The organism is Agromyces intestinalis (assembly GCF_008365295.1).
Taxonomy (GTDB): domain Bacteria; phylum Actinomycetota; class Actinomycetes; order Actinomycetales; family Microbacteriaceae; genus Agromyces; species Agromyces intestinalis.
This window is the reverse complement of the sequence record NZ_CP043505.1, coordinates 2,813,083-2,838,126: the sequence shown is the minus strand read 5'-3', so window position 1 is coordinate 2,838,126 and position 25,044 is coordinate 2,813,083. Positions and strand designations below refer to the sequence as shown.

General features: G+C 71.0%; 25 protein-coding genes. 6 read left to right on the top strand and 19 right to left on the bottom strand.

Annotation, left to right across the window (positions count from 1 at the left end):
* Positions 1–31 precede the first annotated feature (31 nt).
* Positions 32–1,525, top strand: coding sequence for a pyruvate kinase (locus FLP10_RS12935; RefSeq protein ID WP_149161240.1), 1,494 nt, complete (start codon positions 32–34; stop codon positions 1,523–1,525).
* Here the strand turns inward: FLP10_RS12935 and FLP10_RS12930 are convergent.
* Positions 1,522–2,574, bottom strand: coding sequence for a glycerophosphodiester phosphodiesterase family protein (locus tag FLP10_RS12930; protein WP_149161239.1), 1,053 nt, complete (start codon positions 2,572–2,574; stop codon positions 1,522–1,524). The two genes, FLP10_RS12935 and FLP10_RS12930, sit on opposite strands and share 4 nt — an antisense overlap.
* A gap of 182 nt (positions 2,575–2,756) precedes the next feature.
* Between FLP10_RS12930 and FLP10_RS12925 the strand changes: the two genes are divergently transcribed.
* Positions 2,757–3,563, top strand: a complete 807-nt coding sequence (locus tag FLP10_RS12925; RefSeq protein ID WP_149161238.1) for a Bax inhibitor-1/YccA family protein — start codon at positions 2,757–2,759, stop codon at positions 3,561–3,563.
* A 236-nt stretch (positions 3,564–3,799) separates the two neighbouring features.
* On the opposite strand, the gene FLP10_RS12920 is transcribed toward FLP10_RS12925, so the two are convergent.
* The 6 genes from FLP10_RS12920 to FLP10_RS12895 form a co-directional block, all read right to left on the bottom strand.
* Complete coding sequence (locus FLP10_RS12920) at positions 3,800–5,134, bottom strand: RNA polymerase sigma factor (RefSeq protein ID WP_149161237.1); 1,335 nt, start codon at positions 5,132–5,134, stop codon at positions 3,800–3,802.
* A gap of 19 nt (positions 5,135–5,153) precedes the next feature.
* Complete coding sequence (locus tag FLP10_RS12915) at positions 5,154–5,585, bottom strand: YciI family protein (protein WP_149161236.1); 432 nt, start codon at positions 5,583–5,585, stop codon at positions 5,154–5,156.
* Positions 5,586–5,726: 141 nt separating this feature from the next.
* Positions 5,727–6,677 (bottom strand): L-lactate dehydrogenase, encoded by a 951-nt coding sequence (locus FLP10_RS12910; RefSeq protein WP_246150020.1) that lies wholly within the window; start codon positions 6,675–6,677, stop codon positions 5,727–5,729.
* Positions 6,678–6,728: 51 nt separating this feature from the next.
* Complete coding sequence (locus FLP10_RS12905; RefSeq protein WP_149161234.1) at positions 6,729–7,181, bottom strand: nitroreductase/quinone reductase family protein; 453 nt, start codon at positions 7,179–7,181, stop codon at positions 6,729–6,731.
* A gap of 207 nt (positions 7,182–7,388) precedes the next feature.
* The gene (guaA, locus tag FLP10_RS12900) at positions 7,389–9,002 is read right to left on the bottom strand and encodes a glutamine-hydrolyzing GMP synthase (protein WP_149161233.1); all 1,614 of its coding nucleotides are present in this window, start codon (positions 9,000–9,002) and stop codon (positions 7,389–7,391) included.
* Positions 8,999–9,511 carry a DUF3817 domain-containing protein gene (locus FLP10_RS12895; RefSeq protein WP_149161232.1) on the bottom strand — a complete coding sequence of 171 codons (513 nt, stop codon included), beginning with the start codon at positions 9,509–9,511 and terminating at the stop codon, positions 8,999–9,001. The genes guaA and FLP10_RS12895 overlap by 4 nt, the downstream gene beginning before the upstream one ends.
* A 144-nt stretch (positions 9,512–9,655) precedes the next feature.
* Between FLP10_RS12895 and FLP10_RS12890 the strand changes: the two genes are divergently transcribed.
* On the top strand, positions 9,656–11,065 hold the full coding sequence (locus FLP10_RS12890) for a metallopeptidase domain-containing protein (RefSeq protein ID WP_149161231.1): 1,410 nt from the start codon (positions 9,656–9,658) through the stop codon (positions 11,063–11,065).
* Here FLP10_RS12890 and FLP10_RS12885 read toward each other — a convergent pair.
* Positions 11,059–11,661, bottom strand: coding sequence for a TetR/AcrR family transcriptional regulator (locus FLP10_RS12885; RefSeq protein ID WP_149161230.1), 603 nt, complete (start codon positions 11,659–11,661; stop codon positions 11,059–11,061). The two genes, FLP10_RS12890 and FLP10_RS12885, sit on opposite strands and share 7 nt — an antisense overlap.
* Before the next feature lie 137 nt (positions 11,662–11,798).
* Here FLP10_RS12885 and FLP10_RS12880 point away from each other — a divergent pair, with 137 nt between their 5' ends.
* Entirely contained in the window at positions 11,799–12,212 is a 414-nt protein-coding gene (locus tag FLP10_RS12880) for a VOC family protein (RefSeq protein WP_149161229.1), read from the top strand.
* Here the strand turns inward: FLP10_RS12880 and FLP10_RS12875 are convergent.
* From FLP10_RS12875 to FLP10_RS12855, 5 genes are all read right to left on the bottom strand, one after another.
* Positions 12,193–12,972 carry an SURF1 family protein gene (locus FLP10_RS12875; protein WP_168209196.1) on the bottom strand — a complete coding sequence of 260 codons (780 nt, stop codon included), beginning with the start codon at positions 12,970–12,972 and terminating at the stop codon, positions 12,193–12,195. The genes FLP10_RS12880 and FLP10_RS12875 overlap by 20 nt on opposite strands.
* An 11-nt stretch (positions 12,973–12,983) precedes the next feature.
* Positions 12,984–13,472, bottom strand: a complete 489-nt coding sequence (locus tag FLP10_RS12870; protein ID WP_149161227.1) for a cation:proton antiporter regulatory subunit — start codon at positions 13,470–13,472, stop codon at positions 12,984–12,986.
* An 88-nt stretch (positions 13,473–13,560) separates the two neighbouring features.
* Entirely contained in the window at positions 13,561–15,291 is a 1,731-nt protein-coding gene (locus tag FLP10_RS12865) for a glycerol-3-phosphate dehydrogenase/oxidase (RefSeq protein WP_210418402.1), read from the bottom strand.
* Positions 15,292–15,404: 113 nt separating this feature from the next.
* Positions 15,405–16,529: a GuaB3 family IMP dehydrogenase-related protein gene (locus tag FLP10_RS12860; protein ID WP_149161226.1), complete on the bottom strand. Its 1,125-nt coding sequence runs from the start codon at positions 16,527–16,529 to the stop codon at positions 15,405–15,407.
* A 9-nt stretch (positions 16,530–16,538) separates the two neighbouring features.
* Entirely contained in the window at positions 16,539–17,120 is a 582-nt protein-coding gene (locus FLP10_RS12855; protein WP_149161225.1) for a TetR/AcrR family transcriptional regulator, read from the bottom strand.
* Positions 17,121–17,233: 113 nt separating this feature from the next.
* Here FLP10_RS12855 and FLP10_RS12850 point away from each other — a divergent pair, with 113 nt between their 5' ends.
* Positions 17,234–17,755, top strand: coding sequence for a DoxX family protein (locus FLP10_RS12850; protein ID WP_149161224.1), 522 nt, complete (start codon positions 17,234–17,236; stop codon positions 17,753–17,755).
* A gap of 36 nt (positions 17,756–17,791) precedes the next feature.
* Here FLP10_RS12850 and FLP10_RS12845 read toward each other — a convergent pair whose 3' ends face one another.
* Positions 17,792–19,492, bottom strand: a complete 1,701-nt coding sequence (locus FLP10_RS12845) for an ABC-F family ATP-binding cassette domain-containing protein (RefSeq protein WP_149161223.1) — start codon at positions 19,490–19,492, stop codon at positions 17,792–17,794.
* A 126-nt stretch (positions 19,493–19,618) separates the two neighbouring features.
* Here FLP10_RS12845 and FLP10_RS12840 point away from each other — a divergent pair, with 126 nt between their 5' ends.
* A complete protein-coding gene (locus FLP10_RS12840) occupies positions 19,619–20,770 on the top strand; it encodes a MalY/PatB family protein (RefSeq protein WP_149161222.1) in 1,152 nt (383 codons plus the stop codon).
* A 179-nt stretch (positions 20,771–20,949) separates the two neighbouring features.
* Here FLP10_RS12840 and FLP10_RS12835 read toward each other — a convergent pair whose 3' ends face one another.
* The 5 genes from FLP10_RS12835 to guaB all read right to left on the bottom strand — a co-directional run bounded on the left by FLP10_RS12835 (position 20,950) and on the right by guaB (position 24,998).
* Positions 20,950–21,363 (bottom strand): DUF7878 domain-containing protein, encoded by a 414-nt coding sequence (locus tag FLP10_RS12835; RefSeq protein WP_149161221.1) that lies wholly within the window; start codon positions 21,361–21,363, stop codon positions 20,950–20,952.
* Between the two features lie 49 nt (positions 21,364–21,412).
* The gene (locus FLP10_RS12830) at positions 21,413–21,916 is read right to left on the bottom strand and encodes a DDE-type integrase/transposase/recombinase (RefSeq protein ID WP_425457645.1); all 504 of its coding nucleotides are present in this window, start codon (positions 21,914–21,916) and stop codon (positions 21,413–21,415) included.
* A 550-nt stretch (positions 21,917–22,466) separates the two neighbouring features.
* On the bottom strand, positions 22,467–22,877 hold the full coding sequence (locus FLP10_RS12825) for a hypothetical protein (RefSeq protein ID WP_149161219.1): 411 nt from the start codon (positions 22,875–22,877) through the stop codon (positions 22,467–22,469).
* A gap of 34 nt (positions 22,878–22,911) precedes the next feature.
* Positions 22,912–23,499, bottom strand: a complete 588-nt coding sequence (locus FLP10_RS12820; protein ID WP_149161218.1) for an ECF transporter S component — start codon at positions 23,497–23,499, stop codon at positions 22,912–22,914.
* Positions 23,496–24,998: an IMP dehydrogenase gene (guaB, locus tag FLP10_RS12815; protein ID WP_149161217.1), complete on the bottom strand. Its 1,503-nt coding sequence runs from the start codon at positions 24,996–24,998 to the stop codon at positions 23,496–23,498. The genes FLP10_RS12820 and guaB overlap by 4 nt, the downstream gene beginning before the upstream one ends.
* Between the last annotated feature and the right edge of the window lie 46 nt (positions 24,999–25,044).

The window sequence follows — 25,044 nt, the reverse complement described above, 5'->3', positions numbered from 1 at the left end:
CGTCGGCGCTAGGCTCGGCCTCGGGGGCTGCATGGACCACGACGCCATCACCGCACTGCTCGGCGAGATCCGCGCGCTGCGCGCCTCGATGCTCGACGCCGAGCTCCGCGCCGCGTGGCGCATCGACCGCGTGCGCGAGCGCCACCGGGCGAGTGCGCGAAATCTCGTGCACTACGTCGAGCTGCGCCGCCACGACCTCGGCGACATCCAGACCGGGCTCGCTCGGCTCGCGCTCAGCTCGCTCGGCCGCGCCGAGTCCGACGTGCTCGGCTCGGTCGACCGGCTCATCCGGGTGCTCTCGGCCATCGCGGGCGAGGGCGCCTACGAGCCGGATGCCTCGGGCGAGGCATCCGGCGGCGACGCGCGCTCCGAACTCGACGACAACGCCGAGCGCATCTTCGGCCCGCCCCGCCCGAAGCGACGCACCCGCATCATGGTGACCATGCCGCGCGAGGCGGCGACCGATGCCGACCTCGTCCGCACGATGGCCGAACGCGGCATGGACGTGGCACGCATCAACTGCGCGCACGACGGCCCCGAGGCGTGGTCGGCGATGATCGACCGCCTGCGCGCGGCCGGGCGGGCGACCGGTCGACCCGTCGTCGTGACGATGGACCTCGCGGGGCCCAAGCTGCGCACGGGCGAGTTCGAGGCGGACGCGGCGACGCTGCGCGTGCATGTCGGCGACACCATCCGGCTGGTGCCCGACGATGTGCCGCAGCCCGTCGGCCCCGGCCCCGAGCACCTCGTCGGGTGCACGCTGCCCGAGGTGTTCGCCGACGTTCGGCCGGGCCACCGGGTGTGGTTCGACGACGGCAAGATCGGCGGCGTCGCGACCGAGGCATCCGAAGCATCCGTCACCGTGCGCATCGACCGGGCCGCTCCCGATGGAACCAAGCTGCGCGCGCAGAAGGGCATCAACCTGCCCGACAGCGAGCTGCGGGTGAGCGCGCTCACCGACGACGACCTCGCCGCGCTCGCGTTCGTCGACGCGCACGCCGACGCGGTCTCGCTGTCGTTCGTGCGCACGCCCGACGACGTGCGCGCCCTCAGCGACCGCCTGGCCCGCGACGACCTCGACCTCATCCTGAAGATCGAGACCGTGGCCGCGTTCCGCGCGCTGCCGCAGATCCTGCTCGAGGCGATGCGGTGGGAGGACGTCGGGGTCATGATCGCCCGCGGCGACCTCGCCGTCGAGGCCGGGTTCGAGCGCATGGGCGAACTGCAGGAGGAGATCCTCTGGCTCTGCGAGGCCGGGCACGTACCCGTCATCTGGGCGACGCAGGTGCTCGACACGCTCGCGAAGACCGGCGTGCCGTCGCGTGCCGAGGTCACCGACGCCGCGATGGGCGAGCGCGCCGAGTGCGTGATGCTCAACAAGGGCCCCTACATCGTCGACGCCATCACGACCCTCGATGACATCCTCACCCGCATGCAGCGCCACGCCCGGAAGAAGCGCAGCCTGCTGCGACGACTGAAATCGTGGGACCTCGCGGGCGACGCGCCCGCTGCGCTGCCTGGCTAGGCCTGCGACTCCTCGCGGGCGATGACGCCGAGGTCGGGATGGTCGACGAACACCCCGTCGACGCCGGTGTCGATGACGTCGCCGAACTCCCCCGCCCAGTCGCCCCACGCCGCACGCACCGAACCGCGACGGCTCGCCGGCGCGAGGAACCGGTTCTCGGGCCGCAGCGTCCAGGTGAACACCGCGAGCCCGGCGCCGTGCGCGGCATCGACGAGTTCAGCACCGGTGAGCACGCCGTCGACGCCCGACCTGCGTCGCGGCATCGGACCGACGAGCCGTGCCTTGCCCACGCTCACCCCGTCGAACCGGCCGGCCAAGCCGAGCAGCCCGGCCTCGGTCGCGAACATGTCGTACGGCAGAGCGGGCTCGGCGCCCGGCGCGGCCGCAGCGACGAGGTCGGCCGGCGCGCCCGTGCCCTCGATGAGGAACACCCGCTGCCCGCGGACTCCCAGATCGCGAAGACGGTCGAGCACGGTCGGCTCGAATGCCTCCATGATGAGCCGCTCATCGCCGCGGCCCCACCCGGCCGCATCGAGCTCGGCCGCGAACAGCTCGTCGAGCGGCAGGCCCAGACCGTCGAAGTAGGTCACGTGCTTGAACTCGGCGACCATGCGGAGCATCCGCCCCTGCTCCTCGGACGCCCGCTCGATCACCTCGAACAGGTCGCGCAACCGCATGAGGGGGTATCGCCCGTCGAACGACGCGCTCGCCTGGCGCAGCGGGCCGAGACGCTCGCGTGCGCGCAGCGTCGCGAGCTCGGCCCACGTGAAGTCCTCGGTGAACCAGCCCGTCAACTCGACGCCGTCGATCACGCGCGTCGTGCGGCGGCTCTGGAACTCGGCGCGGGTCGCGACATCCGTGGTGCCCGAGATCTCGTTCTCGTGCCGAAGCACGATCACGCCGTCGCGCGTGGCGACCAGGTCGGGCTCGACCGCGTCGGCGCCGAGCGCGAACGCCAGCTCGTAGCTCGAACGCGTGTGCTCGGGCCGGTACCCCGGCGCGCCGCGATGCCCGATGACGAGCGGATGCTCCGCATGGTCGCGCTCCATCCTCCGAGCGTAGCGATCGCGCGGCGAGGCGCGCCGACGGGAACAGCGCGGGGATTCTCGGCGTTGTCACGGGTTGAGACGGGCGGGCGAGGCACCCTGCCCGGTAGATTGGAGCCTGCGGATGCTCCATCCGCGGGGATTCCCCTCCAACCGACGATCGCCGAAAGCAGAGGAACCATCCGATGGCACTCGACAACCCCGCCTTCTCACGCAACGAGGCGTTCTCGAGGCAGGGCGCCGTGGCCACCGCGCAGGACATGTCCGCGCAGGACCTGAAAGAGCTGTTCGACCAGCCCGCCACGCTTCCCGACCGCGAGGTCATGACCTACGACGACGCCGTGATGAAGTCGGCGCTCTCCTTCGGGCTGCTGCTCGTCGGCGCGGCGATCGGCTGGTTCACGGCCGCGACGCTTCCCGGGCTCTGGATCGGCGCCGGCATCGTCGGCTTCGTGCTGGCGCTCGTCAACATCTTCAAGAAAGAGCCGTCGCCCGCGCTGATCCTCGCGTACGCGGGTGTGCAGGGCATCTTCCTCGGCGCGATCTCGGCCTGGTACGAGGCGGCGTTCGGCGGCGGCATCGTCGGCCAGGCGGTCATCGCCACGCTGGTGGTCGTCGGCGTGACGCTCGCGCTGTTCGCATCGGGCAAGATCCGAGCGTCGAAGAAGGCGACCAAGGTCTTCCTCATCGCGATGGTCGGGTACCTCGTGTTCTCGCTCGTGAACATCGGCCTCATCATCTTCGGTGCGACCGACGACCCGTGGGGCCTGCGCGGCGCCGACATCGCCGGCATTCCGCTGGGCCTGATCATCGGCGTGCTCGTGGTGATCATGGCCGCGTACTCGCTGGTGCTCGACTTCGACTTCATCCAGCAGGGCGTGCGCAACCGCGCCCCCAAGAAGTACAGCTGGACGGGCGCCTTCGGCATCATGGTCACCGTCATCTGGCTCTACCTCGAGATCCTGCGGATGCTCGCGATCGCGCGCGACTAGCCGCAGCCGCTCGTTCGAACGGGCCGTCGTCCTCAGGGGCGGCGGCCCGTTCTCGTGCCCCGTGCCCGTGCCCCCCTCCCCGCCCCGCCCCGCCCGAGTGTTTCCGTTCGCGCCGACTGTTTCCGCCCGCCCGGAAACGCGGGGCACGAACGGAAACACTCGGGCGGTCGAGCGGTCGGGCGGTCGGGCGGTCGAGCGGTCGGGCACGCGCGGGGAGACCGCACGGGCGGCGTGCGTCAGGAGCCCCGGGACGCGGCCTTGGCGAGCAGCACCGCGCGCTCGCGGGCGTTCTGCGCGAGCTGCGCGGCGCGCTCGAACTCGGCGCGGGCCTCGTCGTCGCGGCCGAGGCGGGCGAGCAGCTCGCCGCGCACGCTCGGCAGCAAGTGGGATGCCGCGAGCCGGCGATCGCCCGCGAGGTCGTCGACGATCGCCAGCGCCGCCGACGCTCCGCCCTCGGGCTCGGGCGCCATCGACACCGCGACCGCGCGGTTCAGCGCGACGACCGGTGACGGCGCGAGCCGCGCCAGCCCGTCGTACGCCGCGACGATGCGCGGCCAATCGGTCGCGTCGACCGATGGCGCGACCGCGTGGCACTCGGCGATCGTCGCCTGCAGCGCGTACGCGCCCCGTCCGGTGCCGCGTCGCTCGGCGAGGGCGCTCGCGCGGGCGAGCGCCGCGCGGCCGTGGGCGATGAGCGTGCGGTCCCATCGGGCGCGGTCCTGGGCGTCGAGCGGGATCGGCTGCCCCGAGGCATCCGTTCGGGCCGGGAACCGCGCCGCGGTGAGCTCCATCAGCGCGACGAGACCCTGCGCCTCGGGCTCGTCGGGCACGAGCGCCGCGAGCACCCGGCCGAGCCGCATCGCCTCGCGGGCGAGGTCGGGGCGCATCCACTCGTCGCCGCTCGTCGCGGCGTGCCCCTCGGTGAAGACGAGGTACACCACGGCGAGCACGCCCGCGAGCCGGGCCGCGAACTCGTCGCGCTCGGGCACCTCGAACGGCACGTCCGCGGCCGCCAGGGTCTTCTTCGCGCGCACGATGCGCTGCTGCACGGTCGACGTGGGCACCAGGAACGCCCGTGCCACCTCGTCGGTCGTGAGTCCGCCGACGACACGGAGCGTGAGCGCGACCTGCGCCTCGCGCGACAGCACCGGATGGCACGCCGTGAACACCAGCCGCAGCACGTCGTCGTCGATGCGATCGGGATCCCACGGAGGGGCATCCGTCGCCTGGTGCTGTTCGGCCTCGAGGTCGTGCGCGATCGCGGCGAGCCGTTCGTCGTAGCGCTCGCGACGGCGCCAGCCGTCGATTGCGCGGCGCTTGGCGACCGCGGTCAGCCAGGCACCGGGGTTGCGGGGCACGCCGGTCGACGGCCATTGCTCGAGCGCCTCGGCGAGCGCCTCCTGCGCCAAGTCCTCGGCCAGGCCGAAGTCACGCGTCAACCGGGTGAGCGTCGCGACGATGCGCGCCGACTCGATGCGCCACACCGCCGCGACGGCGCGCCGCGCGGCCTGGTCGTCGGTCGATCCCGACGATGAGGCATCCGCGCGGCGCGCGCCCGTGACATCCGTCATGCGATGCGGTGACCCGCGCTCAGCCCTTGGCCGCCCGCTCGGCCTGCTCCTCGCGCCAGCCCTCTTCCTTCTGGATCCACTCGTTGTCCTGGGGGAAGTCCTCGGGGCCGTTGACGCGGCGCACCTCGAGGTAGGCGCCGGGCCCGAGCGGAGCGCGCGACGCCCACTCGGCCGCCTCCTCCTTCGAGGCGACCTCGATGATCCAGAAGCCGTTGAACAGCTCCCTGATCTCGCCGTAGGGTCCGTCGGTGACGAGCGGCTCCTCGCCCGAGAAGTCGACGACGAAGCCCTCGCTCGCGTCGCTCAGCCCCTCGCCGGCGATCAGCACGCCCGCGTTCATCATCTGCTCGTTGTAGCGGCCCATCGCCTCGATGACCTGCTCGAACGGGATCTGCTCGTACGCCCGCACGCCGGTCTCGTCAGCGCGCATGATGAGCATGTACTTCGACATGGTGTCGTCTCCTCGTGTGTTCGGGTCGCGTTTCGACCCTCTCACCCGATGCGTCGAACGGGAAGGGCCCAGATCGACACGCGCGCGAAGTTTTCTTCCGCGCCCCTCGCCGCTGTCGGGCGGGCGAGCGCGGACCCCGCCTCAGGCGCCAGCGCCGACCGACGCGAGCGTCGCGCGGATCGCGTGCGCCGACGCGCGCAGCTTCTGGTCTTCGGCGTACGAGAACGACGTGCCGACGACCGGGGTCGGCCCCTGCGCGCCGACCAGGCACGGCACACTGAGCGCGACGCCCGAGATGCCGCGGTAATCGTCGAGCACCGTCGAGACCGGCATCACGACCTGCTCATCGTCGAGCACCGCCTCGACGATGCGGGCGACGGCGAGCCCGATCGCGTAGTTCGTCGCGCCTTTGCCGGCGATCACCCGGTAGGCCGCGTCGCGCACCTCGGCGGCGATCTCGTCGAGGTCGCCGCTCGAGAGCTGGTTCGGCCCCTCCCATTCGAGCAGCGGCACCGGGCCGATCATGGCAGTCGACCACAGCGCGAACTCGGTGTCGCCGTGCTCGCCCACGATGTCGGCGTGCACGCTCGCGGTGCCGACCCCGAGTCGGCGCCCGAGCAGCCACCGCAGTCGCGACGTGTCGAGCACGGTGCCCGAGCCGAACACGCGGCCGCTCGGCAGCCCGGTGATCTGGTGGGCCGCGACGGTGAGCACGTCGACCGGGTTGGTGACGAGCATGATGGTGGCCTCGGGCGCCCGCTGCTGGATCTGCGGCAGCAGCTGTTCGAGGATGCGGATGTTCGTGCCGGCGAGCTCCATTCGGGTCTGGCCGGGTTGCTGCTTCGCGCCCGCCGTGACGACGACGAGGTCGCTGCCTTCGAGGACGACTGGGTCGGCTCCGCCCGTGACGGATGCCCCGGTGAACTGCGTGCCGTGCGCGAGGTCGAGCACCTCCGCCTCGACCTTCTCGGCCGCGATGTCGTACAACGCGACCTCGCGCGCCGACCCGCGGATGAGCGAGGCGTAGGCGATGCTCGTGCCGACCGCTCCGGCGCCGATGACCGCGACCTTCGAACCCTTGTGTTCCGTCACGGTCTCATCCTCTCGCATGCGCGGGCGTGGCGGGTCGGCGAACGCTGCGGGTCAGTCTCCGGAGACGGTCGTGATGCGAAAGACGGGAAAGCCGGATGCCGCATCGAGCAGCCGTTCGTCGGGCGAATGCTGGTCGAGGTCCTCGAAGAACCGGCCGACCTCCCACGCCCACACCCGCAGGTACTCGCGAAGCACGGGCGGCTTCTCGGCGTCGGCGATCTCGACCGCGGTGAACTCCTCGATCCGTCGCCCGTGCTGCAGGCGGCCCGCGCCTGCGGCGCGCAGATTGCGCACCCACTGCGTCGTGCCGCGCGGCGCCACGAGGTACCGGTCGCCGCCGAGGTGCAAGGGGTTCACGGGCGTGGTACGCCACTCGCCGCTCGTGCTACCGCGCACCGCCAGCACCCGGCTGCCGGCGAGCGGCAGGCCGACTCGCGTCGAGAGCGCCACGAGCCCGTTGACCACGCCGTCGACGCGGGTGGGCCGAATGTACGTGGCGCGCATGCGGTCACCCTACTGCTCCACCGCCGGGCCACGTCGCCCCGACGAGACGTCGGATCCGCCGCGCGACACGCCACCGCGCGCACCGCTGTCACGGCGTGTCGCGCGAAGCATCCTACGTTCTGCCCGCACCGCGAGCCAGGGCCGCGGCGAAAGCCGCTCCGAAAGCCGCTCCGAACGACGAAGGGCGCCGATCCGGCGCCCTTCGACTCACTCCCACTCGATCGTGCCCGGCGGCTTCGACGTGACGTCGAGCACGACTCGGTTCACCTCGGCGACCTCGTTCGTGATGCGGTTGCTGATGCGGGCGAGCACGTCGTACGGCAGGCGGGTCCAGTCGGCGGTCATCGCATCCTCGGATGACACGGGCCGCAGCACGATCGGGTGGCCGTAGGTGCGGCCGTCGCCCTGCACGCCCACCGAGCGCACGTCGGCGAGCAGCACGACCGGGCACTGCCAGATCTCGCCGTCGAGGCCGGCCGCGCTCAGCTCTTCGCGCGCGATCGCATCGGCCTCACGGAGCAGAGCGAGACGATCACGGGTGACCTCGCCCACGATGCGGATGCCGAGGCCTGGCCCCGGAAACGGCTGGCGGCCGACGATCGCCTCGGGCAGCCCGAGCTCGCGGCCGATCGCACGCACCTCGTCCTTGAACAGGGTGCGCAGCGGCTCGACGAGTTCGAACTGCAGGTCTTCGGGCAGGCCGCCCACGTTGTGGTGGCTCTTGATGTTCGCGGTGCCCGTGCCGCCGCCCGACTCGACGACGTCGGGGTAGAGCGTGCCCTGCACGAGGAACTTCACCTTCTCGCCCGACGCAGCCGCCGACGCGATCACGTCGAGCTCGGCCTGCTCGAACGCGCGGATGAACTCGCGGCCGATGATCTTGCGCTTCTGCTCGGGGTCGCTGACGCCCTCGAGCGCGTCGAGGAACGTGTCGGCGGCGTCGACCGTGACCAGGTTCACGCCGGTCGCGGCCACATAGTCGTTCTGCACCTGCTCACGCTCGCCCTTGCGCAGCAGCCCGTGGTCGACGAAGACCGCGGTGAGCTGGTCGCCCACGGCGCGCTGCACGAGCGCCGTCGAGACGGCCGAGTCGACCCCGCCCGACAGCGCCGAGATCACGCGCGCCGAGCCGACCTGCTCGCGGATCCGCTCGATCTGCTCGGCGATGACGTTGCCCGGGTTCCAGTCGGCGGCGATGCCGGCGGCGCGGTGCAGGAAGTTCTCGAGCACCCTCTGGCCGAACTGCGAGTGCTTCACCTCGGGGTGCCACTGCACGCCGTAGAACTTCTTCTCGTCGTTCGCGAATGCGGCCACCGGCGTCGACGCCGTCGAGGCGAGCACCTCGAACCCCTCGGGCGCGACCGAGACCGAGTCGCCGTGGCTCATCCACGTCACCTGGTGCTCGGGCTGCCCGCCGAGCAGCACATTGCCGTCGTCGGCGCGCACGGTCGTCTCGGTCGACCCGTACTCGCGCAGGCCGGTGTGCGCGACCTCGCCGCCGAGCTGGCGCGCCATCACCTGGAAGCCGTAGCAGATGCCGAGGGTCGGCACGCCGAGCTCGAGGATCCCCTCGTCGAGCGACGGCGCCCCCTCCTCGTACACCGACGACGGCCCGCCCGACAGCACGATGCCGATCGGGTTCTTCGCCGCGACCTCTTCGGCGGTGATCGTGTGCGGCACGATCTCGGAATAGACGGATGCCTCGCGAACGCGCCGCGCGATGAGCTGCGCGTACTGGGCGCCGAAGTCGACGACGAGCACCGGCCGGTGGCCGGTACCCTGCTCGGGGCCGGTGCCCTGCTCGGTCTGGGGTTCGCTCACTGGGCTGCCTCCACGGACGGCTGGTCGGAATCGGATGCCTCGGCGCCGGCGTTCGGCGCGGGCGCCGCCGAGGCATCCGCCTCACGACGCTCGAGGTAGGTGCGCACCTCGCGGCCGATGCGCGCCTCGAGGATGAACGACAGGAACGGGATGATGCCGCCGAGCGCGATGAGGATGAACCGGCCGAACGGCCAGCGCATGAGGCTCCAGAGCCGGAAGTCGCTGAACAGGTACACGACGTAGAACCAGCCGTGCACGATGAGGATGCCGGTCGAGAGGTTGACCCCGTCGCCGGTCGACTCGAGACCGTTCGCCGTCTCGAGCACCGGCTGGAAGCTCAGGAACCCGCCCGACCCGAACGCGAACAGCTCGAGGTGGAAGGCGTACTTCAGGATCATCTCGGCGCAGAGCAGCAGCAGGAGCACGCCGGTGATCACCGACGCGACCTGGTAGAGCTTCAGCGCCCCGCGGATGCGCGGCAGATCGGCGGTTTTCGGCTCGAGGGGCATGGATCCATCCTACGTGCCCGATCCGAGAGCCTGCCGAGCCCGGGCGCGGGCCGGGAGACCCCCGATCGCCCGCCGTCCCCCGCGTTGGGGGTGCCGCCCGAGCCGGCCCCGGCTCTACGCTGGCGGGAGTCTGGGGGGACGCCGATGATGGGTCGATTCGCGATGCGCATCGCCGTCGGCGTCGTCGTGGGCGTGATGCTCGCGTTCGCCCCCGCGCTGCCGGTGCTCGCGGTCGGGCCTGACGAGACCGCAGCGCGCACGCTCGAGGACTGCCGCATCGGCGCGTTCGGCGACTTCACCGAGGGGTTCCCCCGCCCGCCGACCGCCGCGCCGTCGACCGGTGCCCTCACGGTCGACATCGTCTTCGTCGACTTCCCCGACAGCTCGGGCGGCGAGGCGATCGAGCGACTCGTGCCCCAGCTGCCCTCGGTCCAGGCTCGCTTCGCGGCGCTGTCGTCGGGTCGCTTCGAGCTGCGGATCCGCACGCACGCCGAGTGGCTGCACCTGCCCGACTCGATCACGACGTTTCCGGCCGAACCGAACGGCACCATGTCGGCGGCGGGATTCGACGACCTGATCGGAGCCGCGGTCGCCGCGGCCGACCCGTCGGTCGACTTCGGCGAGACCGGTGTCGTCTGGGTCGTGTACGGCACGTCGGGAGCGCCCGAGATCAGCCGGGCCGCCGCGAACAACACGCTCGCGATCCCGACCGATGAGGGGACGCTCACCCGGGCGGTCGGCGTTCCGAGCATCGGCGCCGACGCGTTGATGAGCCCCGTGCTGGTGCACGAGACCTTGCACACCCTCGGGCTGCCCGACCTGTACGACTCCGACGCCGCCGACGGCGGCCGATATGACGCGATCCACGCCGGGTCGTGGGATCCGATGAGCGACGCGAACGTCGGCCTCGACCGAGACCTGCTCGGCTGGCATCTCTGGCTGCTCGGATGGCTCGACGACGACGCCGTGCGCTGCCTCGACCCCACGTCGTCGACCGAGCTCGCGCTGCGCCGGCTCGACGCGCGCGCCGGTCCGGCGATCGCCGTCGTGCGCGTCGACCTCAACGAGGTGGTCGTGGTGGAGTCACGCCGACCGGGCGCGTTCGACGAGTACCTCGGCCGTTCGGGCGCCCTGGTCTCCACCGTCCGCGGCTTCCAGGGCAGCGCAGGCCCGGTGACGGTGATGCCGGCCGAGGGTCGCCCGGCTCCCGTCGACCGCGACGGATTCGAGCAGATCGCCCTGCAACCCGGGGAACGGCTGGTCTGGAGCGGCGACCACCCGGGCGCGCCCGCTCCGTTCGCGGTGACGGTACGAGCGGCCGACGACGCCGGAGACACCGTGCTGGTCGCGCCGCTCGCCGACGAGCCCGTCGACCCCGGGCCTGGGCCGGGCCCCGGGCCAGTGCCCGATGGGTCGAGCGGCGCCGGAGTCGACACGGCCCGAGCCCCCGCGATGCTGCCGCCGACCGGCGCACCCGTCACCGTGCTCGGGTTCGGCATCGGCGCGCTCGTGCTCGGCGTGGTGCTCGTGGCCGGCCGCAAGCCCGCTCACTGAGCTGCGGCGGGTGCGAGTCCGACCAGCATGCGGCGGAGCGTCGCGATCGCGGCATCGGTGCCGGCGTCGGGGTCGGACGCCTCGGCGCTCACGAGTGCGGCCTCGTTCAGGGCGCCCGACAGCATCGCGGTCACGATGCCGAGGTCGAGCCCGTCGCCGTCGACGACGCCCGCGGCGGCGAGCTCGGCGACGCCCGCGTCGAGCAGGCGCACGCTCGTCTCGAGATCGCCCTCCCGCCACTCGCCCCAGCCGAGCACCGCCGGGCCCTCGACGAGCAGGATGCGCCGCACGGCGGGCGCGAGGCTCGCCTCGAGAAAGGCCCGGCAGCCGGCGAGGAATCCCTCGAGCGTGTCGTCGTGCGCGTCGGCGGCGGCTTCGACGGCTTCGGCCACTCCGCGCTGCGCGGCGTCGACGACCCCCTGGAAGAGCCCGAGCTTGCTGCCGAAGTGGTGGTACAGCGCACCGCGGGTGAGGCCCGCCTCGGCCACGAGGTCTTCGAGGGCGACGCCCGCGTACCCCGACTCGGCGAACCTCCTGGTGGCGATGCGCACGATCTCGGCACGCGTGCGGTCGCGTTGCTCGGCCTTCGTCGCCATACGTCCTCCATCGGGGCGGAACGGGACATCCGCACTTGACATACAGACTGTATGTCATTCACGCTGAAGATACATACACACTGTATGTATCTCAAGCGGAATGCATCTCAGCCCATCGACCATCCCGAGGAGGACTCATGCTCACCAGCAGCTATCCCGTGCTCTGCACGACCGACGTGGCCGCGAGGGCCGCCTTCTACCGCGAGCACTTCGGGTTCGAGGCCGTGTTCGCGGCCGACTGGTACGTCAGCCTGCGGCATCCCGCGTCGTCGACCGAGCTCGCGCTCCTCGACGCGGCGCATCCGTCGATCCCCGCGGGCTACGGCCGACCGGCCGCGGGCGTGCTCGTCAACCTCGAGCTCGACGACGTGGACGCCGCGGCCGAACGGCTCGCCGCGGCCGGGGTTCCGGTCGTGCAGCCGCTGCGCGACGAGCCGTTCGGCCAGCGGCACGTGATCGTGCGCGATCCCGGCGGAGTGCTCGTCGACGTCATCACCGAGATCGAGCCCTCGCCCGAGTTCGCGGCGGCGTTCAGCGGCTCGGCGGAGTAGCCGCCTCGGCCGCGAGCTCGGCCTCTTCGCGCTCGCGCTGCACGGCATCGCGCACGAGCCGATACCAGAGGAAGATCGCGAAGCCCGCGAACACCACCCACTCGACCGCGTAGAAGACGTTCAGCCAGTTCAGCTCGGCCTGCTCCTCGGGCGGCGGCGACGAGATCGCCTCGAGCCCTGGCGCTGGCTCGGCCGCGGTGACGTAGCCGAAGTAGACCGGCCGGTCGTCGAAGTCGGCCCACAGGTTGATGAGCGCCGCGACCGACACGGTCGACATCGCGTGCGGGTCGCCGTCGTGGTCGGGGTCGGTCGGCGGTTCGCTGGGCAGGAACCGCCCGATCACGCGCACCGGTTCGTCAGGGTCGACGGATGCCTCGAACCGATCCAGTGCCGACTGCGCCGCTACGATGTCGGGCGCCCACCCGAGTGCGATCGGCAGGCCGCCCGGCGGAGCATCCGTCACCTCGAGGTGTGCGACCACCCACGTGCCGAGCACGCCGTCGTTGAGCCGGCCGTCGACGAGCACCGTGTCGCCGGGCACGAAGGCGCCCTGCACCTCGACGCGTTGCCCCGTCGCGACCTGCAGGGTCGGCCCGTCGGGCTCGGCGACCCCGTCGAAGGGCCGCACCTCCTCGGTGGGGCGCTCGATCACGGTCGCCTGCTCGACGGCTCGATCGAGCTGCCACTGCCCGAGCAACGCGAACCCGGCGGCCACGGCGAGCGCGGCGATGAGCGCGAGCACCCATCGCGGGCGCAGCATCATTCGGAGCATCAGACTTCGGCGTCCTCACCGGAGCCGTGCATGATCGCGTGGAACACCTGCTGGATGCCCTCGTCGGGCCCGACCGCGACGAGGATGTCGCCGGGCTCGACGACGAAGTCGACGGGCGGTGCCGGAATGGCCCGGCGGCCCCGGACTACGGCGACGAGCGACACTCCGTCGACCGTCGGCAGCGAGGCGATCGGCTTGCCGCCGAGCACGTCGTCGTCGTCGATGATCGCCCACGCGATCGGGACTCCGGGAACGTCATCGAGTTCGGCGATCGACTCGACGATGCGGGTGCCGCCCAGCAGGTCGGCGACGGTGCGCGCCTCGCTCTCTTCGAGTCGCACGTTGGCGATCGCGTTGCCCGCGACCTTCGCGATGAGGTCGCGCGCGCCCATGCGGTGCGCGATCACCGAGAGCTCGACGCCGTCGAGCGTCGTGAACGAGTGCAGCATCCCGACCCCGGGGAGCACGACCCGCCGCACCTCGACCATGCGTCGAGTCTAGTCGCGACGAACGCCCGCGCCGTCGCGCCCGCCGAGTCAGTCGAGGTCAGTCGAGGTCAGTCGAGGTCAGTCGAGGTCAGTCGACCTTCACGATATCGGGCGCCTCGAGCCGTACCCGGTCGGCGGACTCGTCGTCGGGCTGCAGCTGCGATTCGCGCTCAGCGGCGACCCGCTGCAGGTACCGTTCGACCTCGAGTTGCTCGCGCTCGGCGTCCCAGCCGAGCGACTTCGCCATGAGCTTCGCCGCGACCGGCGCGGCCGAGACGCCGCGATCCCACGCCTCGATCGAGATGCGGGTGCGACGCGCGAGCACGTCGTCGAGGTGCAGCGCGCCCTCGTGCGTGCAGGCGTACACCACCTCGGCTGCGAGGTAGTCGTCGGCGCCCGGCAGCGGTTCGCCGAGCTTCGGGTCGTTGCGGATGAGGTCGAGCAGATCGTCGGTCAGGGTGCCGTAGCGGTTCAGCAGATGCTCGATCCGCACCTTGTGCACCCCGAACGCGCGCGCGATCTTGCCGCGCTTGTTCCACGCCGCCTGGTAGCCCTCGGCCCCGAGCAGGGGGATGTCCTCGGTGGTCGACGCCGGCACGCGCCCGTCGAGCGCGTCCGCGGCCGCGTCGATCGCGTCCTTCGCCATGACCCGGTACGTCGTCCACTTGCCGCCGGCGACGACGACGAGGCCCGGCACGGTGTGCGCGACGATGTGCTCGCGCGACAACTTCGACGTCTGGTCGCTCTCGCCGGCGAGCAGCGGACGCAGGCCGGCGTACACGCCCTCGACGTCCTCGCGCGTGAGCGGCACCTGCAGCACCCGGTTCACGTGCTCGAGCAGGTAGTCGATGTCGGCGGCGGTCGCCGCGGGATGCGCCTTGTCGAGGTGCCAGTCGGTGTCGGTCGTGCCGATGAGCCAGTGCCGGCCCCAGGGGATGATGAACAGCACGCTCTTCTCGGTGCGGAAGATCATGCCCATCGCCGAGTGGATGCGATCGCGCGGCACCACGAGGTGGATGCCCTTGGACGCGCGCACGTGGAAGGTGCCGCGCTCGCCGACCATGCGCTGGGTGTCGTCGGTCCAGACGCCGGTCGCATTCACGACCTGCTTCGCGCGCACCTCGAAGTGCTCACCGGTCTGCAGGTCGTGCGCCCGAACGCCGCCGACCCGCTCGCCCACCTTCAGGAACCCCTCGACCTTCACCCGGCTGGCGATGTGGGCGCCGTAGAACGAGGCGGTGCGGGCGAGCACCGCCACGTAGCGCGCGTCGTCGACCTGGGCGTCGTAGTAGGTGAGCCCGCCCACCAGCGCGTCGGGTGCGAGCGACGGGATGGCCCGCTGCACCTGCCGCTTCGAGAGGTGCCGGTGGTGCGGCACGCCGGGCGGGCGACCGCCCGTCCAGCTGAAGATGTCGTACAGCATCATGCCGCTGCCCACGTAGAACCGCTCGATGACACGGGTCTGCAACGGGTAGAGGAACCGCACCGGCTTCACGAGGTGCGGCGCGAGACGCTGCAGCAGCAGACCTCGCTCGATGAGCGCCTCGCGCACGAGCCGGAAGTCGAGCTGCTCGAGATAGCGGATGCCGCCGTGCACGAGCTTCGACGATCGGCTCGACGTGCCCGACGCCCAGTCGCGGGCTTCGAGCAGACCGGTGGACAGACCCCTGGTCACGGAGTCGAGCGCCGCGCCGGTGCCGACGATGCCGCCGCCCACCACGAGGATGTCGAGTTCTTTGTCTTTCAGCCGCTGGATCGCGGCGGCCCGCTCGTCGGGCCCCAACTTGTTCGAACGTGCCACCGACTTCAGACGCGCCATGTCGCTCCCCGTTCCGCAGCTTGCGGCGGCGGGCCGCGCTGCCCCTTCCACGCTACCCGAGCGGTACGACGGATGCCACGGAGCGCGCCGACCGCTTCGGGACGTCGAGGGCGCTACGCGCCCTGATACGGCGCGACGACGACCTCGACCCGCTGGAACTCCTTCAGGTCGGAGTACCCGGTGGTCGCCATCGAGCGCCGCAGTGCGCCGACGAGGTTCGCGGTGCCCTCGGCGACCGACGCCGGGCCGTAGAGGATCTCCTCCAACGAGCCGACGGTGCCCACCTCGACGCGGTTGCCGCGCGGCAGCTTGGAATGGTGCGACTCCGCGCCCCAGTGCTGGCCGCCGCCCGGGGCATCCGTCGCGCGAGCCAGCGCGGAACCGAGCATCACCGCATCGGCGCCGCATGCGATCGCCTTCACGATGTCGCCCGACGTGCCGAGCCCGCCGTCGGCGATCACGTGCACGTACCGCCCGCCCGACTCGTCGAGATAGTCGCGGCGCGCGCCCGCGACATCCGCGACCGCCGTGGCCATCGGCGCGTGGATGCCGAGCGCCTTGCGCGTGGTGGACGCCGCTCCGCCGCCGAAGCCGACGAGCACGCCCGCCGCGCCCGTGCGCATGAGGTGCAGCGCCGCGGTGTAGGTGGCCGCGCCGCCGACGATGACGGGCACGTCGAGTTCGTAGATGAACTTCTTGAGGTTGAGCGGCTCCTGATTCTTGGAGACGTGCTCGGCCGACACCGTGGTGCCGCGGATCACGAACAGGTCGACGCCGGCGGCGACGACGGTCTCGTACAGCTCTTGCGTGCGCTGCGGCGAGAGTGCGCCGGCCACGGTGACCCCTGCGGCGCGGATCTCGGCGAGCCGGGCGGTCACCAGCTCGGGCTTGATCGGCTCGGAGTAGATCTCTTGCATGCGCCGGGTTGCCCCCGACTGCGAGAGCCCGCGGATCTCGGCGAGCACGGGCTCGGGGTCGTCGTACCTCGTCCACACGCCCTCGAGGTCGAGCACGCCGAGGCCGCCGAGCTGGCCCATCATGATCGCGGTCTGCGGCGAGACAACCGAGTCCATCGGGGCGGCGAGGAACGGGATGTCGAATTGATAGGCGTCGATGCCCCATGCGACCGAGACGTCCTCGGGGTCGCGGGTGCGACGGCTCGGGACGATCGCCACGTCGTCGAAGGCGTACACGCGGCGGCCGCGCTTGGCGCGTCCGATCTCGATCTCCTGGCTCACCCGCCCAGCCTATCGAACCGGGGTGTCGCCGCCCCGGCTCGCTCGGGTGACCCGCTCGGGCGAGCCGAACAGGCGCACGGCGATCACGCGCGCGAGTTCGTCGGGCGCCTGCCCGTCCGCGTCGATCGCGCCCGAGTTCCAGAGGGTCGCGAACCCGTGCACGAGCGACCACGCGGCGAGCGCGTTGGCCCGCGCGTCGCCTGCCTCGGCGCCGGCTCCGGCGCGCAGCACGGCGCCGGCCCGCTCGCGCGCCGCCGCGAGCGCGGGGTCGTCGTCGCGCAGCAGCTCGGTGCGGAACATCACCTCGAACCGGCCGCGTTCGGCGGTCGCGAACCGCACGTAGGCCACGCCGGCCTCGGCGAAGTCGCCGCCGGATGCCTCGAGCACCGCGGTGAGCCGGTCGAATCCGTCGATCGCAATGGCGGTGAACAGGCCCGTGCGGTCGCCGAAGTGGTGGGCGGGCGCCGCGTGCGACACCCCGGCGCGGCGTGCGAGGTCGCGCAGGCTGAGGCGGTCGACGCCGTCGGCCTCGATCGCGGCGACGGCCTCGTCGATGAGCGTCTCGCGGAGTCGACCGTGGTGGTAGGCCATGCGTCGATGCTATTCGGCAATCTAGCCATTGACAAGTTCAGGTGCGAGGTGCAATCTAGGCACTGACAAGTTCAGCCGCGTCTCGACGTCGATCCGTCTCGAAGGAGCCAGCCATGACCACCACGGCACCCACCGCCCGCGCCTCGGCACCGAGGCGCAATCCCTGGGCGCAGACCTTCCTCTCGCCCGTGCCGATCGCGTTCGTCGGGGGCATCGCCGGCACCTCACTCGCCGGCGCGATCCTCGCCGGGTTCGGCACCACCGTGCTCACCGGCTGGCAGGCCGCACTCACGGGCGGCCTCGTGCTCATGTTCCTGATCGGGGCATCCGGCCGTCTCAACCCGAAGCTGCGCCGCGGACTCGCCGCGATGGTGCCGCCCGCGCTGCCGCGACCCGACCTCATCGTCGCCGCGACCGGGGTACTCGAGGCGGCCGGCGCGATCGGCCTGCTCGTGCCGGCGACGCACCGCATCGCCGCCGCCTGCCTCGCCCTGCTGCTCATCGCGGTGTTCCCGGCGAACGTGCGCGCAGCTCGGCTCGGCGACCGCCTCGGCAGCCTGGCGTCACCCCTCGTTCCGCGCACGATCGAACAGATCGTGTTCGTGGCATCCTGCGTCGCGGTCGCGATCGGGTGATCCTGGACGCCCGGTCCGCCGGACAGGCGCGCGCACTCAGCGCGCCCGCACCACCCGCCCCTCGTCCCACACCGGGGCATCCGCTTCGACGACCTCGCCGTCCTCGCGGAAGACCAGGTACCGATCGAACGACCGGGCGAACCATCGATCGTGGGTGACCGCGAGCACGGTGCCGTCGAACCTGCCGAGCGCGTCCTCGAGCGCCTCGGCCGAGACCAGATCGAGGTTGTCGGTCGGCTCGTCGAGCAGCAGCAGCGTCACGCCCGAGAGCTCGAGCAGCAGGATCCGGAACCGCGCCCGCTGCCCGCCCGAGAGCGATTCGTACGGCTGCTGGGCCGCCAGGGCCAACCCGTACCGGTCGAGCGCACCGCTCGCGGCCTCGCGAGGCAGGCCGTCACGGTGCTCGTCGCCGCGGTGCAGGATCTCCAGCAGCGTGCGCCCGTCGAGGCCCGCCTGACCGTGGCTCTGCGCGAACCAGCCCGGCACGATGCGCGCACCGAGCACGGCGCGACCGCGATGCGGCACCCGATCGAGGGTTCGCCCGACGGTCGTGAGGTGCCCCTGCGACGGGTCGGGGTCGCTGCCGCCGCCCGCCAGCAGCCGCAGGAAGTGGCTCTTGCCCGACCCGTTCGCCCCGAGCACCGCGACGCGGTCGCCGTACCAGACCTCGAGGTCGAACGGGCGCATGAGCCCGGTGAGCTCGAGCCCCTCGCAGACGACCGCGCGCTTGCCGGTGCGGGCGCCGCGCAACCGCATCGACACCGCCTGCGCGGGCGGTCGCTCGTCGGGCGGCCCGGCCTCCTCGAACCGGCGCAGCCGGGTCAGCGCGGCCTGGTACCGCGAGGCCATGCCGTCGTTGTAGGTCGCCTTCTGCTTCATCGTCGCGACGAGGGTCTTCAGCGCGGCGTGCTGCTCGTCCCAGCGGCGGCGCAGCTCGTCGAGGCGCTCGAAGCGGGTCTCGCGGGCCTCGTGGTACCCGTCGAAGCCAGCGCCGTGCACCCAGGCGGAGCTGCCCGCGGGCGACGCCTCGAGCGTCACGATGCGGTCGGCCGCTCGCGCCAGCAGCTCACGGTCGTGCGACACGAGCAGCACGGTCTTCGGTGTCGCGCGCAGCTCGGCCTCGAGCCAGCGCTTGCCCGGCACATCGAGCGAGTTGTCGGGCTCGTCGAGCACCAGCACCTGCTCGGGCCCGCGCAGCAGCGCCTCGAGGGCGAGCCGCTTCTGCTCGCCGCCCGACAGCGTCGCGAGTTCGCGCCAGCGGGCGCGCTCGAACGGCACGCCGAGAGCCGCCATGGTGCAGTGATCCCACACCACCTCCTGGTCGTACCCACCGGCCTCGGCGTAGTCGGCGAGGGCGCTCGCGTAGCGCATCTGGCTCGCGGTGTCGTCGCGTTCGATGATGGCCAGTTCGGATGCCTCGAGCTCGATCGCGGCCGCACGCACGCGTTCGGGCGCCACCGAGACGAGCAGGCCCGCGACGGTCGGCTCGGTGCCTGCGGCTGTGACGCCGGTGCCGATGAACTGGTCCATCACGCCGAGGCCGCCGTCGACCTGCACGCTGCCGTGGTCGGGGCGCAGGTCGCCGCGGAGGATCCGCAGCAGCGTGGTCTTGCCGGCCCCGTTCGCGCCGACGAGCGCCGTGGTGCGCCCCTCGGGCACGCGGAACGCCAGATCGGCCAGCAGCGGCCGGCCGTCGGGAAGTGAGTACGAGACGCCGTTGACGTCGATGAAGCCCATGGTCGATGCATCCGATCGGTGTGGGCGGCCGCAGCCGCGCCGCCCGTCGGGCAGCCGACCAGCTTAGCCCAGCGCACGATGCGGCACACGCACCCGCGGCGTCGCGGCCGCTGGCAGACTGGGTGGATGCCTCGTGTGACCGCCGACCCGATCGACCTGCTCCGCACCCGCACGAGCGAGAAGTGGCACGCGTACCCCGCCGACGTGCTGCCGCTGCCCGTCGCCGAGATGGACTTCCCGCTCGCCGAACCGATCGCCCGGGCGCTGCACGCGGCGGTCGACCGATCCGATACCGGGTACGCACCGGGCAGCCGGCCGATCGCCGAGGCGTTCGCCGGCTTCGCCGCAGACCGCCTCGGCTGGCGGGTCGACCCCGCGCGAGTCACGGCCACCGGTGATGTGAGCATGGGCATCGTCGAGGTGCTGCGCCAGGCGATCGCGCCCGGCGACGGCGTCATCGTGACGGCGCCCATCTACCCGCCGTTCTTCGACCTCGTCACCGAGGGCGGCGGCACCGTCGTCGAGGTGCCGATGGCCGGCGGTATCGACGAGGGCTGGTCGCTCGACCTCGACGGCATCGACGCCGCATTCGCCGCGGGCGCCCGCGCGATGCTGCTGTGCAACCCGCACAACCCGATCGGCTGGGTGCCCGACGCCGACGCGTTGCACGCCCTCGCCGAGATCGCCGCGCGGCACGGCGCGACGATCATCGCCGACGAGGTGCACGGCCCGCTCGCCCAGCCGGCGACCCCGTACACGCCGTTCCTCACCGTTTCCGACGCAGCGCGCGAGCACGGCGTGGCCGTCACCGCGGCATCCAAGGCCTTCAACACCGCCGGGCTGAAGTCCGCGCTCATCGTGACCGCCTCCGAGCGCGGCGACCGCCTGCGCGCCGCGATGCCGTACGAGGTCGAGTGGCGCATGAGCCAGTTCGGCTCGATCGCCTCGGTCGCCGCCTTCCGCGAGGGCGGCCCGTGGCTCGACGGTGTGCTCACGAGCCTCGACCAGAACCGGCGACTCCTCGCCGACCTGCTCGCCGACGAACTCCCGGGCGTGCGCTACCGCGTCCCCGACGCGACCTACCTCGCCTGGCTCGACCTGTCGGCGCTCGGCTGGGGCGACGACCCCGCCGCGTATGCCCTCGAGCACGCGCGCGTCGCCCTCGGCAATGGGCCGCAGTTCGGGGCATCCGTCGGCCGAGGCCACGCGAGGCTCAACTTCGCCTGCTCGCCCGAGGTGCTCTCCGAGGCGATCACGCGGCTCGCGGAGGCGCGCTGAGCTGCCCGGCTGTCGACCGCCGGTAGGTGCGCTGGGTCGTGGAGCAGTGCGCCGGGTAAGTAGCCCGGGAGCGCGGGCGACGCCGACCGATTTCGAGTCCGTTGTGGCAACCGAACTGGCCCTCGATGCCTAGCCGAATCTGTCACCATTCCGTGCAGCAGACCCGTCGCCATCTTTCATCACCTGAGTACGTCGCCGGGATCGAGCCCCAACCCATCCAGATCAGCCTCAACCCGCGCGATGAAGTGCCGGCAGCATTCGTCTACGGCCCGCCATTCGGCTGGATTGGTCCAGACGCTTGGTGCGAAGACGGATCCAAATACCCACCCCGCGGGGGTGTTGCGGATCGCGATCGCACCCGGTTCCTCATACGACATTGAGTCGAACTCAAAGTCGCTTTCCCCCGGATCTCCTAGCCAGATACGTAGACTTCGGGCAAGTTCGACAACCGGGAAACCTGCCTCGTCGTAGATAACCTCGTCGCCCTCCAATAGGCGGATGTGTGCGTCGAAGGCGACCAGATAATCCGCCTGCGTCGTACCACGCAGGTCGTCAGTCCGCAGGCGATCGTATACAAGTTCCACTTCCGTCACCTCACGTTTACCGGAAAGGCGTTGATGACGCGGCCATCGCCAGTCACGATCACGCGGATGAACTCCTGACCCTTGGTGCCGACGACGCCACCGCCCGGCACAACAATTCGGAACGTGTCGTCGAGTTCGTGAAGCACGGGGCACCGGTCGAGGAGGCCCAGGAGGCTCCGGCATCGGAATGCTGAATCACGCCAGTGACGTCCTGACCCGCTCGGTCGCGGATCCACAACGCCATCTCGAGCGCATCCAACGGCAGATCGGTCGGCATCCGGCTCATTGTCCGCCAACCCACGATCCGGCGTGAGAGCACGTCAGTCACGAACGCGGTGAACGCCATCCCCGACCACGTCGGAACACCGGTGAAATCGACCACCCAGAGGCGTGTTCGTCCGGTCCACGAGAACTCGCGCTGCACATGGTCCGGCGGACGCGTCGACACCTCGTCAGGGCGGATGGTGACGACCTGCTTGCCACGGCGCACGCCACGCAGCCCGAGCTCACGCATGAGGCGCTCTACCGTGCAACGCGCTACGTCGAAGACCGATCCGCACATCCTCTCGGGAATCAGGCCCTCCACGAAACCCGGGGCGCTTCAGTGTGTACTGCCGGAACACCCAACGCTGGCCCGCGTGCGCCCGTGACTCCCAGACTGTCAGCCGGAACACCTCATTGAGTCGGAGCGTCGATCCTCGTCAGTTCGTGCAGATGGGGATTCTCTACCGACCCGTACTGAATCTGGAGACGCCGTTCCCCTTGAGAACCCACAACTGGAATGCGAACGTGCAGATCGTCGACGACGAGTTATAATGCCCAACCCTTCCCGTAGTCACCTCGGCCAACTGCCCAAGTGCCTTCCGCCGACTCAATCGAAACAACCTCGTCGGCATCTGCGGACTCGCCTGGACGGAGCGAGAAGTGCGGAAGGCTGGATTCAAAACTCCCATCGCGGTTGAACTCAATGAACGCCTCCTTGAGGCTTTCTGGCCCGCCTTCTACAACCCATCGTCCAACAACTTCTGCCTGGGTGGGCCTTGCGTTCTCCACGGCGGAGCAGCCCACGAGAGCGATCAAGGCCACTGCGATCAACGCCATCCACGCACGCTTCAAGGCTCAATCCATTCAGTCCACATGATTGTCTGATTTGCAGGACGACCGATTCCTGTCCCCCACGAAACATCCCCGACCGAGGCACTGAGCGGCTCATACCAAGGTTCATACCCGATGAAGGGGATCCGCGTGAGCGACGGCAGCGAGGTCGTGTTTCTCGCCACCATACTGACCTCAAAGGTGCCGTTGTCAACGCCGGTAACCTCAACCTCGAGGCTGTGCGAACCAAGGAACGTCAGTTCCAGGTCGTTCCCTGCCGCGCCGAAGGAACTAAGAGCCACGCCGTCGCTCAGGTAGATCGGGAGCCCATCCGTTCCGCTCAAGGTGTAGTCATAGCGCGCACGATAGCCAACGTAGGGGCCCAGGTGACGCACGCTGGTTCGCGAGGTCTCGAGACGCGTCGTCACTGCGCGAAGGCGCTCCTCGACCAGCGGAACGAGGCTACCCGGCGGCGCGCGCCGCGCGCCGCTGCGCGATGCGCTTGCGCGTCGTGGTGCCCACCCCACGTGCGATGAGCGCGTCGGCGACGACCACGCCGAGCCACGCGCCGAGCGCGCCGCTCACCGTCGGGATGAGGATGGTCGCTGCGACGACGCCCGGCACCATCGACGCGGTGTCGAGCGCGAGCGCCACCGTGACGCCCCAGATCGCGCCGTTCAGCGCACCGGCCGCGACGAACAGCCAGGTCTTCCAGACCCGGTACAGCGTCACCGCGAAGACGATCTCGAAGAAGAACGCGTACCAGAGGTTGACGTACACGGCACGGAACCCGTCGGGCTGGAACGGCCCCATCACGATGCCGGCGAACAGCGCCACGAGCAGCGTCGTGCCGGGCAGCTGCAGCAGCCTGAGGGCGAGCGCGAACGGCAGCACCCAGAGTCCGAGCGTCACGCCGTTCAGCCACGGCACGGCCGCGGTGGCGTACGAGATCCAGTTGCCGCCGATGAGCAGGATCGCGGTCGCCGCCGCGATGGCGGCGGCCGTCAGCAGGTACGAGGTCGAGTAGGCCCCGGGCCGACGGGCGCTCACCGAGTGTAGTTCGGTGCCTCGACGACGAACTGCACGTCGTGCGGGTGCGACTCCTTGAGGCCGGCGGGCGTGATGCGCACGAACCGACCCTTCGTCTTCAGCTCCTCGATCGTGCGCGCACCGACGTAGAACATCGACTGGCGCAGGCCCCCGACGAGCTGATACGCGACGGCGCCCACCGGGCCGCGGTAGGGCACCTGGCCCTCGATGCCCTCGGGGATGAGCTTCTCATCGCTCGGCACGTCGGCCTGGAAGTAGCGGTCGCGCGAGTACGAGGTCTTCGTGCCGCGAGTCTGCAAGGCGCCGAGCGACCCCATGCCGCGGTACGCCTTGAACTGCTTGCCGTTCTGGTAGACGAGGTCGCCGGGGCTCTCGTCGGTGCCGGCGAGCAGCGATCCGAGCATGACCGTGTCGGCGCCCGCGACGAGCGCCTTGGCGATGTCGCCCGAGAACTGCAGGCCGCCGTCGGCGATGAGCGGCACGCCCGCGGGGAGGGTCGCCTTGGATGCCTCGTAGACGGCCGTGATCTGGGGAACGCCGACGCCCGCGACGACCCGCGTGGTGCAGATCGAGCCCGGGCCGACGCCCACCTTCACGGCGTCGGCGCCCGCGTCGACGAGCGCCTTCGCGCCCTCGTACGTCGCGACGTTGCCGCCGATGACGTCGATGTGGGCGAAGCTCGGATCGGCCTTCAGTCGACGGATGATGTCGAGCACGCCGGCCGACTCGCCGTTGGCGGTGTCGACCACGAGCACGTCGACACCCGCGTCGCGCAGCGCCTCGGCGCGCTCCCACGCATCGCCGAAGAAGCCCATCGCGGCGCCCACGCGCAGGCGCCCCTCGGCGTCCTTCGTGGCGTTCGGGTACTGCTCGCTCTTGTCGAAGTCCTTGACGGTGATGAGGCCGGTGAGCCGGCCGGCGTCATCGACGAGCGGCAGCTTCTCGATCTTCTTCTCGGCGAAGATCGCGAGCGCCTCGTCGGGGTTCATGCCGACGTGGCCCGTGATGAGCGGCATCTTCGTCATGACGTCGGCGACCTTCGTCGTCGGCTTCTCGAAGTCGGAGACGAAGCGCATGTCGCGGTTCGTGATGATGCCGACGAGCACTCCGTCGTCGTCGACGACCGGCAGGCCGCTCACGCGATAGGTGCCGCAGAGGCGATCGACATCGGCGACGGATGCATCGGGCGTGGTCGTGACCGGATTGGTGACCATGCCCGACTCGCTGCGCTTCACCCGGTCGACCATGTCGGCCTGCTCGGCGATCGAGAGGTTGCGGTGCAGGATGCCGATGCCGCCCTGACGTGCCATCGCGACCGCCATGCGGGCCTCGGTGACGGTGTCCATCGCCGCCGACAGCAGCGGCGTCGAGACCGTGATGCGCCGGGTGAGACGCGACGAGGTGTCGGCCTCGCTCGGGATCACGTCGGTGTGCCCCGGCAGCAGGAGCACGTCGTCGTAGGTCAGCCCGGTGAAACCGAACGGGTCGTGCTGGTCCATGTGCGCGCGCCTCTTCTCCACGTGATCGCCATCGGGATGCACCGCG

Excerpts from the sequence above, each read along its gene's own strand:
- FLP10_RS12890 (WP_149161231.1), top strand. The coding sequence starts at position 9,656 with ATGATGGGTCGATTCGCGATGCGCATCGCCGTCGGCGTCGTCGTGGGC.
- FLP10_RS12895 (WP_149161232.1), bottom strand. The coding sequence starts at position 9,511 with ATGCCCCTCGAGCCGAAAACCGCCGATCTGCCGCGCATCCGCGGGGCG.
- guaB (WP_149161217.1), bottom strand. The coding sequence starts at position 24,998 with ATGGACCAGCACGACCCGTTCGGTTTCACCGGGCTGACCTACGACGAC.
- FLP10_RS12915 (WP_149161236.1), bottom strand. The coding sequence starts at position 5,585 with ATGTCGAAGTACATGCTCATCATGCGCGCTGACGAGACCGGCGTGCGG.
- FLP10_RS12840 (WP_149161222.1), top strand. The coding sequence starts at position 19,619 with ATGCCTCGTGTGACCGCCGACCCGATCGACCTGCTCCGCACCCGCACG.
- FLP10_RS12865 (WP_210418402.1), bottom strand. The coding sequence starts at position 15,291 with ATGGCGCGTCTGAAGTCGGTGGCACGTTCGAACAAGTTGGGGCCCGAC.
- FLP10_RS12830 (WP_425457645.1), bottom strand. The coding sequence starts at position 21,916 with ATGTGCGGATCGGTCTTCGACGTAGCGCGTTGCACGGTAGAGCGCCTC.
- FLP10_RS12880 (WP_149161229.1), top strand. The coding sequence starts at position 11,799 with ATGCTCACCAGCAGCTATCCCGTGCTCTGCACGACCGACGTGGCCGCG.
- FLP10_RS12920 (WP_149161237.1), bottom strand. The coding sequence starts at position 5,134 with ATGACGGATGTCACGGGCGCGCGCCGCGCGGATGCCTCATCGTCGGGA.
- FLP10_RS12845 (WP_149161223.1), bottom strand. The coding sequence starts at position 19,492 with ATGGGCTTCATCGACGTCAACGGCGTCTCGTACTCACTTCCCGACGGC.
- FLP10_RS12875 (WP_168209196.1), bottom strand. The coding sequence starts at position 12,972 with ATGCTGCGCCCGCGATGGGTGCTCGCGCTCATCGCCGCGCTCGCCGTG.
- FLP10_RS12850 (WP_149161224.1), top strand. The coding sequence starts at position 17,234 with ATGACCACCACGGCACCCACCGCCCGCGCCTCGGCACCGAGGCGCAAT.
- FLP10_RS12925 (WP_149161238.1), top strand. The coding sequence starts at position 2,757 with ATGGCACTCGACAACCCCGCCTTCTCACGCAACGAGGCGTTCTCGAGG.
- FLP10_RS12930 (WP_149161239.1), bottom strand. The coding sequence starts at position 2,574 with ATGGAGCGCGACCATGCGGAGCATCCGCTCGTCATCGGGCATCGCGGC.
- FLP10_RS12905 (WP_149161234.1), bottom strand. The coding sequence starts at position 7,181 with ATGCGCGCCACGTACATTCGGCCCACCCGCGTCGACGGCGTGGTCAAC.
- FLP10_RS12855 (WP_149161225.1), bottom strand. The coding sequence starts at position 17,120 with ATGGCCTACCACCACGGTCGACTCCGCGAGACGCTCATCGACGAGGCC.
- FLP10_RS12885 (WP_149161230.1), bottom strand. The coding sequence starts at position 11,661 with ATGGCGACGAAGGCCGAGCAACGCGACCGCACGCGTGCCGAGATCGTG.
- FLP10_RS12870 (WP_149161227.1), bottom strand. The coding sequence starts at position 13,472 with ATGGTCGAGGTGCGGCGGGTCGTGCTCCCCGGGGTCGGGATGCTGCAC.
- FLP10_RS12935 (WP_149161240.1), top strand. The coding sequence starts at position 32 with ATGGACCACGACGCCATCACCGCACTGCTCGGCGAGATCCGCGCGCTG.